At 68.8% G+C, this 10,094-nt stretch carries 6 protein-coding genes; 2 read left to right on the top strand and 4 right to left on the bottom strand.

Features of this window, described 5'->3' with window-relative positions:
* Positions 1-103: 103 nt before the first annotated feature.
* The 3 genes from CMC5_RS00070 to CMC5_RS00060 all read right to left on the bottom strand — a co-directional run bounded on the left by CMC5_RS00070 (position 104) and on the right by CMC5_RS00060 (position 6,664).
* Positions 104-2,767, bottom strand: coding sequence for an ArnT family glycosyltransferase (locus tag CMC5_RS00070; protein ID WP_082362112.1), 2,664 nt, complete (start codon positions 2,765-2,767; stop codon positions 104-106).
* Between the two features lie 21 nt (positions 2,768-2,788).
* Positions 2,789-5,578, bottom strand: coding sequence for a valine--tRNA ligase (locus tag CMC5_RS00065; protein WP_050428497.1), 2,790 nt, complete (start codon positions 5,576-5,578; stop codon positions 2,789-2,791).
* Positions 5,579-5,797: 219 nt separating this feature from the next.
* Complete coding sequence (locus tag CMC5_RS00060) at positions 5,798-6,664, bottom strand: response regulator (protein ID WP_050428496.1); 867 nt, start codon at positions 6,662-6,664, stop codon at positions 5,798-5,800.
* Positions 6,665-6,805: 141 nt separating this feature from the next.
* Between CMC5_RS00060 and CMC5_RS00055 the strand changes: the two genes are divergently transcribed.
* Complete coding sequence (locus CMC5_RS00055; RefSeq protein ID WP_050428495.1) at positions 6,806-7,954, top strand: RluA family pseudouridine synthase; 1,149 nt, start codon at positions 6,806-6,808, stop codon at positions 7,952-7,954.
* A gap of 36 nt (positions 7,955-7,990) precedes the next feature.
* On the opposite strand, the gene hrcA is transcribed toward CMC5_RS00055, so the two are convergent.
* Positions 7,991-9,049, bottom strand: a complete 1,059-nt coding sequence (gene hrcA, locus CMC5_RS00050) for a heat-inducible transcriptional repressor HrcA (RefSeq protein WP_050428494.1) — start codon at positions 9,047-9,049, stop codon at positions 7,991-7,993.
* 169 nt (positions 9,050-9,218) lie between these two features.
* Here hrcA and CMC5_RS00045 point away from each other — a divergent pair, with 169 nt between their 5' ends.
* On the top strand, positions 9,219-10,079 hold the full coding sequence (locus CMC5_RS00045) for an extensin family protein (protein WP_063796186.1): 861 nt from the start codon (positions 9,219-9,221) through the stop codon (positions 10,077-10,079).
* Positions 10,080-10,094 lie beyond the last annotated feature (15 nt).

Below are 10,094 nucleotides of genomic sequence, written 5' to 3'. Positions count from 1 at the left end.
CCACTGACATGATTGCATGTTTTGCATCATGCGAGCGCGCGCAACGCGGACACACTGCGCGCACATCAGCGCCGACGACAGCGCACTGGGTCGCGCTCGCCACTCACTCGAAGCGAGCGCGAACGAGCAGGAATTTGTTGTTCAGTTCGGGCGTCGTGAGCCTGTCGAGGACACGCGGATTGCCGAGTTCGTTCGACAGTGAGCTGACGCGACCATGCTCGGTCGCGAAGTAGAAGGTCTTCACGCCCTTTCGCTTCTGCTCGTTGATGTACTCCTGAAACCGTTTGCCGCTCGAAACGAACGCCGGGATGCTGTTTCCTCGGTAGAAGTTCTCTCCCTTCCAGTTCATCTGGTACGCGATGATCGGGCCAGGGATTTCTTTGTTCGCTCGAACGTAAGCGAGGATCGTCTCGCGCTGCCCCCAGTGGGGAGATGTACGGACGAAGTAGACGTCGATGCCCCACGCCGTGAAGAGCGCCGCGAGACCCGTCAGCGCGATGACCACGTGGCGGCGCCAGCGGGCGATCGCAAAGAGCAGTGTGAGCGCTGCCGCCGCGACCGTGAAAGCCCAGAGCGCCGTCGAGAAGTCGAGCGTCGCCGGCCAAGCGCGCTTGTAGTTGTACGTGAACAGATGGAGCAGCCGCACCTGACTGGGCTGCCCCTCGCGGGCCATGGCGAGATCTCGGCCGACGAACAGGACGAGGATCGCGCCCCCTACTGCGGCTGCGCCGAGGAGGAGCCGTTCCATGTCCGCCCTGCGATCGCGCCCTTGACCGCGCTGCGCAAGGCGGAGCGCGTCGTCGAGCAGCACGCCCGTCAACATCGCCGCCGGAGGGAGCGCCGGCAGGATGTAGTGGTGAAACTTGGTGAGCATCAGCGAGAAGAGCGCGAAGGCGAAGAAGAACCACATCGCCAGGAAGATCGATGCGTCGCTCCGCGTGGCCTCCTCATCGTCCCCCCCTTCCTGGCTGGGGGCGCTGGTCGAGCGCTCTCGCAAGCGCAGCCAGCGCGTGAGCGCGACCGGCACGAGTCCCGTCCAGGGGAACATCGCGTAGCCGAGCTGCCACAGGTAGAAGCGGAAGCTCACGTCGTCTCCCTCGTTCGTGTCGTGAACGTGGGCGAACGCGCGCTTGTACATGTCGTGGCCCAGCAGCCGATCGGTGAACGGGTGTCCGTGCCGCGCGTACATCGCCACGAGCCAGGGCAGCGCCATGCTGATCAGGATGAGCAGACCGGCCGGAATCTCCATCTTGAGGAGCGCGCGGTAGCGGCCGGAGACGATCACGTAGGCGAGCGCGCAGAGGGCCGGGAGCCCGAACCCTGCCGGTCCCTTGGCCATCGTGGCGAGGGCCGCGAAGAACCACGCCGAGAGAAAGAGGAGGCGCTGCACACGGCGCTCCCCCCAGCTCACGTAGAGGACGATGCCCAGCGCCTGGAGCCAGAGCAGCGCCTGCAGCGCTGGCTGGAGCCCCTTCATCAAGGGGGCCGTCGGCCGGCACGCATCGTTGCCCGGCAGGCCGCAGTTCCCTGGTGAGCCCGAGCTGAACAGATCGGCGTGGAGCTTGAGATCGAAGGGGTGGAGCCGGATCTCGAAGTTGCGCGACAGGAGGTACAGGATCTGTGGCAGCGCGCACGCGATGATCGCGCCGAGCACCAGATGGTACGCCGAGAGGCGCAGGCGCAGTGGGCCGAGGTCGATCTGGTAGAGCCGGACCTCTTCGGCCTCGTCCGCGTGGATGCCGAGCAGGAACAGCGCCATCGTCGCCGACATGGAAGCGACGAACGGCATGTCGGCCATGGTCTGGTGCGAGACCAGAAACCACTGCGGCATGGTCGTGAGCACGAGCCCACCGAGCAGGCCGGCGCGCCGCCCCCAGATCCGAGCGACGGCCTTGTAGAGCAGGTAGGTCGCGATCAGCGTGAGCAGGAAGATCGGGAACCGCACCGCCCATTCGGGCCAGGGCTCCCGGCCTTCCTCGGCGGCGGACAGCAGCGCCCCTGCCTGGTAGCGGACCCCGAGCGTGGCCATGGCGAGCGCCTGGAGCCAGAACCCGAGCACGGGCTTCGACCAGAACCACCCCTCCTGCGCCCACCACGGCGAGATCCAGTCGTTGCGCGACAGCATCTCACGCGCCACCTCGCCGTAGTGCGTCTCCCAGGGATCCGACAGGGAGTGGCTGCCCAGCATGGGCAGGTAGAGCGCGGTGACGGCAGTGACCAGCCAGAAGCCATGGCGTCGCCACAGGGGACGTCGCTCCCCGCGCTCGTCACGGCGGTAGACGCCGAGGCGATCACCGACGTGGTAGGCGGCGACGACCGTGGCCAGGAAGGCGAGGGGGATCCAGAGCGTGCTCGAGCGGAGCAGGCCCTGGCCGAGCCCTGGCGCGAGGCGACCATCCACGGCGAAGCCGAGCAGGAGGAGCAGCTCGGTGGTCGTGATGGCGAGCAGCGCGAGCGGCCCGAGCAGAGAACGCAGCGAGCGGCGTGCCGCGAGGCGGACCGTGTCGGCGTCGTCGAAGGTCCCCAGCAGATCGAGGACGCCAAGCGTGGCGATGGCGATCCCCAGGGCGCCGAGGGGGACCCCGAAGCGGAACTGAGGGGCGAGCGCCATGATGCAGAACGCGAGCAGGGTCCCCACCGCCGTCGCGACCAGCCCACGGGGCCGGAGCGGGTTGCCCAGCGGAACGAGACGAGGCTCATCAGGGGCGGTGCTGCCAGATGCTGCGCGCTCGTCGTCCGGCTCGCCTCGGGGCTGCGGGTCGCTCATGGTCGGCGGGAGGGTTCCTGCTCAGTCCAGCTCGGCAGCGATCCCCTTGGCCTCTTCGAGGTGCGCGCGCTTGTCGCGCAGCTCGGCGAGCTGCGTGCGGGACTCGGCCACCACCTCCGGGGGCGCCTTGTCGGCGAAGGAGGGGAGCGAGAGCTTCTTCTCGAGCGCGGCGATGTCCTTCTCGGTCTTCTTGATCTCGCGCTCGACGCGGGCGGCTTCCTTGCTGCCCTCGACGTGCCCGCGCAGATCGACGAGCACCTGCACGCCGGCGGCCACGCTCATCACGGCGCCCCGCGGACGCTCCGCCTCACGCGCGGTGATCGCCGGATCCCCGGCGGTCTTCACGAGGGTGCGGATGTCGGTGAGCCCTGCCGTCAGCAAGGCGCGCAGCTCGGCGTCGTCGGTCCGCAGCGTGACGCGCACCTCGGCGCCGGGGTGGATCCCGTGCTCGCTGCGCACGCTGCGCGCCGCGCCGATCACCGCTTGCAGCACGCTGACCTCTCGCTCGGCCGCGAGATCGCGCGGCGCCACCGTCTCGTCGGGGAAGCGCGCGAGCGCCAGCGCGATCGGGGGCGACTCCGGGCGCGGCAGCCGGTGCCACAGCTCCTCGGTGATGAATGGAACGAACGGGTGCAGCAAGCGCAGCGTCGCTTCCAGCGTGTACGCGAGCACGTCCCGCGTCTCCGCTGCGGCCTCGCTCGCCTTGTCGGCGAACACCGGCTTCGTGAACTCGAGGAACCAGTCGCACAGCTCGCCCCAGAAGAAGTGGTAGAGCCCGAGGCTCGCATCATCCAGGCGGAACTCGTCGATGCCCGTGCGCGTCGCCGCCGTGACCGCGGCGAGGCGCGAGAGGATCCAGCGGTTCGCGAGCAGCGTGGCCTTGGGCGCCGTCGTGCCGACCTTGGCGCCCTCCAGGTACGGCAGCGCGTACCGCGTCGCGTTCCAGATCTTGTTGCAGAAGTTCCGGTAGCCCTCGATCTTCTTCGGCGAGAGCGGGATGCGCTTCGCCTGGGGCGAGTAGGTGGCGAGCGTGAACCGGAGCGCGTCCGCACCGTAGGCCGCGAAGCCCTCTCCCATCTGCGAGGCAGAGGGGTACGCCTTCTTGAACTTCTTGAGCGAGTCCTGGATCGGCGCGCCGGGCAGCGCCTTCTCCACGACCTGATCGAAGGACGCGCCGTGGATCAGGTCGAGGGGATCGATGACGTTCCCCTTCAGCTTGCCCATCTTGTCGCCCGTCTCGTCGACGACGAGCCCATGGAGCAGGATCCGCTTGAAGGGGGGCTCCCCCATGAAGTGGATCCCCATCATCATCATCCGCGCGACCCAGAAGAACAGGATGTCGTAGCCGGTCTCCAGATCGCTGGCCGGATAGAACCTCTTGAGCGCGAGCGTGTCGTTCGGCCAGCCGAGCGTCGAGAAGGGCCACAGGCCCGACGAGAACCAGGTGTCGAGCACGTCGTCGTCCTGGCGGATCTCCTTGGACCCACACCCCTCGCACGCCGCGGGCGACTCGTCCGTGGTGACGGTGATGTGCTCGCAGGCGCCGCAGTAGAACGCGGGGATGCGGTGACCCCACCAGAGCTGCCGCGAGATGCACCAGTCGAGGATGTTCGACATCCAGTGCTCGTACGTCTTCGACCACTCCTCAGGGATGATCTTGGTCTTGCCCTCGCGGACGGCGGCGAGCGCGGGCTCGGCGAGGGGGGCCGTCTTCACGAACCACTGCGTGGAGATCATCGGCTCGACGATGGAGCCGTTGCGCTCGCTGCGCGGCAGCATGAGCTGGTGCGGCTTCGCGCCACGGGCGAGCCCCTTCTCTTCGAGCGCCTTCTTCACCGCCTTGCGGGCGACGAAGCGGTCCATCCCGGCGAACTGTCCACCGATCTCGTTGATCGTTCCGTCGTGGTTCAGGATGGAGATGATCTCCAGGTCGTGTCGCTTGCCCGTCGCGAAGTCGTTGAAGTCGTGCGCGGGCGTCACCTTCACTGCGCCCGTGCCGAACTTCGGGTCGACCAGCTCGGCGTCGGTGACGATCGGGATCAGCCGGTCGACGAAGGGGTGCCGCACGCGCTTGCCGTGCAGCGCCTTGTAGCGCTCGTCGTCGGGGTGGATCGCGACGCCGGTGTCACCGAGCATCGTCTCGGGGCGTGTCGTGGCGACGACGATCTCGCCAGAGCCGTCCTCGAGTGGATACGCGAACTCGAACAGTTCCCCGTTCGCCGGCTCGTTCTCGACCTCGAGGTTCGAGAGCACCGTCCGCGCCTCGCAGTCCCAGTGAATGAGCTTCGTGTCGCGGTAGATGAGGCCTTCACGGTGCAAGCGCACGAACGCCTCGCGCACGGCGCGCGACAGATCCGGATCCATCGTGAACTTCGACCGTTTCCAGTCGGCGCTCACGCCGAGGACGCGCTGCTGCTGGAGGATCCGATCCCCTGCCTCGGTCCGCCACTGCCACACGCGTTCGATGAATTTTTCGCGACCGAGCGCGTGCCGGTCCGTGCCCTCTCGTTTGAGCAAGCGCTCGACGACGGTCTGGGTGGCGATGCCGGCGTGATCCGTTCCCGGTTGCCAGAGCGTGTTGTGCCCCGTCATCCGGTGGTAGCGCGTGAGGATGTCCTCGATGGTGCAGAAGAGGGCGTGCCCCATGTGCAGCGAGCCGGTGACGTTCGGCGGCGGCATGGGCAGGACGTAGACCGGGCGATCGTCGTCCGGGGCGTCGCTGGCGGCGAAGACGTCGTTCTCCGTCCAGTAGGCGTACCAGCGGGTTTCGACGTCCTTGGGCTCGTAGGCTTTTGCGAGATCAGTGCTCATGGGGGATGCGGCAGGTGCCGCCTCGAAGGGGATGCGGCAGGTGCCGCCTCGAGAGGTGCGGGGGAGATTGCCACAGCGCGGCGTGGCCGACGACAAGCCGGCAGGGCGTTGTGTACGTCCTGGCCCGTGGTCGCGTCCAGGGCTCGTGCGAGCTGGGGACCACGGGGCTGAACGGGAGCAGAGCGAAGGGTCGGCGTGGCCGCCGGACAGCGGCGAGGACTACTTGGTGAGCCGCGCGATCTCTTCCTTGATGATCGTCTCGGCGAGGACGGGGACGACCTCCCAGACGACCCGCTCGACCACGTCGCGCGAGATGGCAGCGACGGCATCGACCTGGGCAGGCGTGAGGCCGAGCCCTTCGAGCCGCGAGGTGAGCTGACCATTTCCAGCGAGCGAGGCGGCGACGGCGGCGACCGGTGCTGCCACGGCGGCGGCTGCGGGAGCGGCCTGGCGCGCCGGGGCCTGAGCGGCTGCGGCTGCCGGAGCCGTCCTTGCTGCAGGAGCCTGTGCAGGCTGGGCCGCAGGCGCCGGCGTTCCTGCGCCTGCCGTGTAGATGAGGGTCTTCGCGCGGGCCAGGGGGCTCCCGGGCGTCGCACCCGCACCCGGAGAAGCCGCCGGAGCGGCGGCCGGGCTACGCGCTTGCGCCACGGCGGCCGCCGGAGCGGCTGCCGGAGCCCGGGCCGGCGCCTCGGCAGGCGCGGCGGCAGCGGGCTTGGCCTCGCCCTTCGAGCCCAGCAGCTTCTTGACCTTGTCGATCATCATCTGCGTGTCGAAGGGCTTGTCGATGTGATCGTCGGCCTGCGCCGCCGATGCTTTGCCTTGATCGAACGGGTTCTGCTTGGACGAGAGAATCAGGACCGGGGTCCCTGGAGAGGCTTGCTTGATGGCCTTGCAGAGGTCGTAGCCGTTCTTCGGCTCCAGGGAGACGTCGGCGATGACCACGTCGGGCTTGTCGCTCTTCAGTTTCTGAAGCGCGGCGTCGGGGCTGTTCGCCGTGACGACGCGAAACTCGGGGCCCGCAAAGGTGATTTCGAGCACTTTGCGAAGGGTCACGCTGTCGTCGACGGCGAGGACGGTGCTGGGCACGAAGGGAGCTCCTCTCGGTTGGCCTGATCTCAGGCGGCCTGACAATCAGCCTGCGCCGCTATCTTCGGCCCCTGCCGCGCGATGTGTCAACATCGCGGTGTTTCGCCCTCCCTGTCCGGACGTCCCACGAGCCCTTCATTCATGCGCCGACGACCTTCCGATCGCTCCCACAAGGTGACCCCTGATGAGACCTTCCCCGCCGGGGAGAAGGCCGAGGAGACCTTCCCCGCCGGGGAGAAGGCCGAGGAGGCCGAGGCGGTGCCTGAGCCGCTCGGTGGACCCACCGAGGCCGCCGAAAAGTTGCCCGGCGCGCCCCGGGATCCGGAGGCCCCCTTGCGGGATGGGGAGTGGGTCGTGCCCAGGGAGCTCGGAGGCAAGCCGCTGGACGGCGCCGTGCGCTCGCTGCTCGGGGTGACCTGGGCAGAGGCGCGGCGGCTGGTCGCGTCCGGCAAGATCCGGGTCGGCGAGGCGGTGGTCACGGACGCGCGACGCCTCGTCGGCCGGGGGTCCACGCTGTCGCTCCGGCTGCGGGCGCCGCGTCCCGAGACGACGCGCCGGAAGCAGGCCGAAGGGGAACTCTTGGTCCATGTGGACGCGGCGGTGGTGGTGGTGAACAAGCCCGCCGGCATCAGCACCGTGCCCTTCGGCGACGAACCTTCCGAGGAGATGACGCTGGACGCGCTGGTGCGCGACGTGCTGTCCCATCGGGATCACATCCGCGGCCGCGCGCCGCTCGGCGTGGTGCACCGCCTGGACAAAGGTACCAGTGGGCTGCTGGTCTTCGGGCGGACGGTGGCCGCGAAGCAGCACCTGAGCCAGCAGCTCCGCCAGCACACCACCCACCGGCGCTACCTGGCCATCGCGCACGGCGTGGTGCGGTCGGGCACGGTGAAGTCGTACCTCGTCGAGAACCGAGGCGACGGCCTGCGGGGGTCGGCGTCGCGAGGGATGCGCGAAGGGCAGGTGGCGGTGACCCACGTCGAAGCCCTGGAGGTGCTGCCCGGAGGCGCGACGCTGGTGGCCTGCCGGCTGGAGACCGGAAGGACACACCAGATCCGGATCCACCTTGCCGAGCGCGGCAATCCGATCGTGGGGGAGCAGGTCTACGTGCGGGACTACCCCGGGGAGAAACTCCTCGCACCGCGCCCGATGCTGCACGCCGCGGAGCTCGGCTTCGTGCATCCGTCGACGGGGCGCGCGATGCGCTTCGACATCCCGCCTCCCCCGGACTTCGTGAAGGTCCTCGAGCGGCTGCGCAGGGCAGGGACGGGAGGGACGGGGACGGGCTGACCCGACCGGGGCGTCGAGGCATCCCGCTGCGGGCGTTCAGCGCGGCAGCCGCGCTCGGGCTTCGCTCACGGCGGCAGCGGTCGCGTCGACGAGGGGCATCACCCGCGCGTAGTCCATGCGCGTCGGCCCGATCACGCCGACCGTGCCCGCGATGCGACCGTTCTCCGTGTAAGGAGCCGCGACCACGCTGAGCTGTCCTCCGGCCATCCCGGCCTCGCTTCCGACGAAGACGGCGATGGCGCCGCTGCCCGCGGCAAGGGTGCGATCCAGCAGGTCGAGGATCTCTTCGCGCTCCTCCAGCGCCTTCATGAGCATCTTCAAGCGTTCCACGTCCGCGTACTCCGGCAGATCGAGGAGGCGGTTCTGTCCCTCGATGACGACCTCGCCGCGCCGGACCATGTCCGCGGTCGCGAGCTGACCCAGCTCGAAGGCCCGTCGCCGCAGGGTATCCAGCTCGTGGCGTTCGTCGGCGAGGCGACGGGCGAAGATGTCGCGGACCTCGCCGAGCGTGCGCCCTCCGATGACGTCGGCGAGGAGGTTGTGCATGCGCGACAGCTCCTCCTCGCTCACCGGTGCGTCGATGACGATGAAGCGGTTCTCCACGGTCCCGTCCGCGAAGACGAGGACGGCGAGGAGCTGGTTCGGGCGCGTGGCGATGAAGCGCAGCGTGGAGAGCGCGCGCACGGCGGTGCTCGGTGCGGCGATCACGGCGGCGGCGCCGGAGAGTTCGGAGAGGTAACGCCCGGTCTCGCGGAGGGGGTCGCTGGCGTGGCTGTAGATCTCCTGGAAGCGCGCCCCGAGTTCGGCCTGCTGCTGCGGCTGCACCGCGCGCACCTCGAGCAGCGTGTCGATGAACATCCGGAGCGCGCTGTCGGTGGGGACGCGGCCTGCCGAGGTGTGGGGTTGCTGCAGGTAGCCCGCCTCCTCGAGATCGGCGAGGACGTTCCTGATCGACGCTGCCGAGAGATCCAGCCCGTAGCGGCGCGCCAGCGTCCTGCTCCCCACGGGCATGCCCGTCGAGATGAACTCGGTCACCGCAGCGAGGAGAATCTTACGCGCGCGGACCGACAGGTCATGCTTCGACAGGTCACTCATGATGCAGCCACAGAGTCGCTCAGTGCTTTGATTTTTATAGCTTTCCCCGTGTACAGGTCAAACCTGGCGGTGAGCTGCCGACCCCGGGAGAGGTGGATGAGCTGATGGTCCGGCACACGCGAGATGCGACCCCACCCACCCGGCTTCTTCCAGCTGGCCTGTCCAGGTCATGAGGGGACGCCTCGTTTTCGTCATCGCTGCGGTTGTGGCCGTCCTCGTCAGCGCCTTCCCTGTCTCGGGGAAACCCAAGGTGCGCTACCGAGAGGGCTGGGCCGAGCATCCCTGGGCGCGGTACGCAGCGATGGCGGGGCCGCAGTGTGTGGCCACCTTGAGGCAGCGCGGTGTGCGCGCGCTCGCTGTCGAGGACGCGCCCGGTGTGCTCTCGCCCGTGCGGCTGCCCGAGGGGGCGGGCGGCGTGCTCTACCGGACGAGGGCGCCTGCGCATGTGCGTGCTCGTCACCCTGGTGAGGTGATGGACTGTCGCCTGGCGCTGGCATTGCAGGATTTCAGCGCCATCCTGCGAGCGCACGGCATCCGAGAGGTGGAGATCGCGTCGGCCTTTCGTCCACGCCGAGCCCGGAGCCCCCTGGGGCTGCACGAGCACCTGCTGCGGCACGAAGGCGGGTTGGCCGTGGATGTCCTGCGGTTCGGTGTCGGGACGGAAGAAGGCAACGAGAGGCCGAGCGGCAGCGCGTCGGACGACGGGAGGCCGAGCGGCAGCGCGTCGGGCCATGGGACCTCGGTCCACGAGACCTCGGGCCGTGGGACGTCGCATCGGGGGACGTCGGGGGGTGGAGGGCGAGCGTGGCTCGACGTGGAGCACGATTTCGGCGGGGTGATCGGGGCGCCGGTCTGCGGTGCGGGGCAGAATGCGCTCACTCCAGCGGGAAAAACGCTGCGGGCCATCGTTTGTGAGGCGGCCTCGCGCCACCTGTTCACCTCGATCCTCACCCCCAACTACGATCGAGCGCACAAAAACCACCTGCATCTCGAGGTGACGCCAGGCGTCCAATGGGAGCTCCTTCGTTAAGAAGGATGAGCGGCG

The sequence above is a fragment of the Chondromyces crocatus genome (assembly GCF_001189295.1).
GTDB lineage: Bacteria > Myxococcota_A > Polyangia > Polyangiales > Polyangiaceae > Chondromyces > Chondromyces crocatus.
This window is presented reverse-complemented; position numbering and strand designations above follow the sequence as displayed.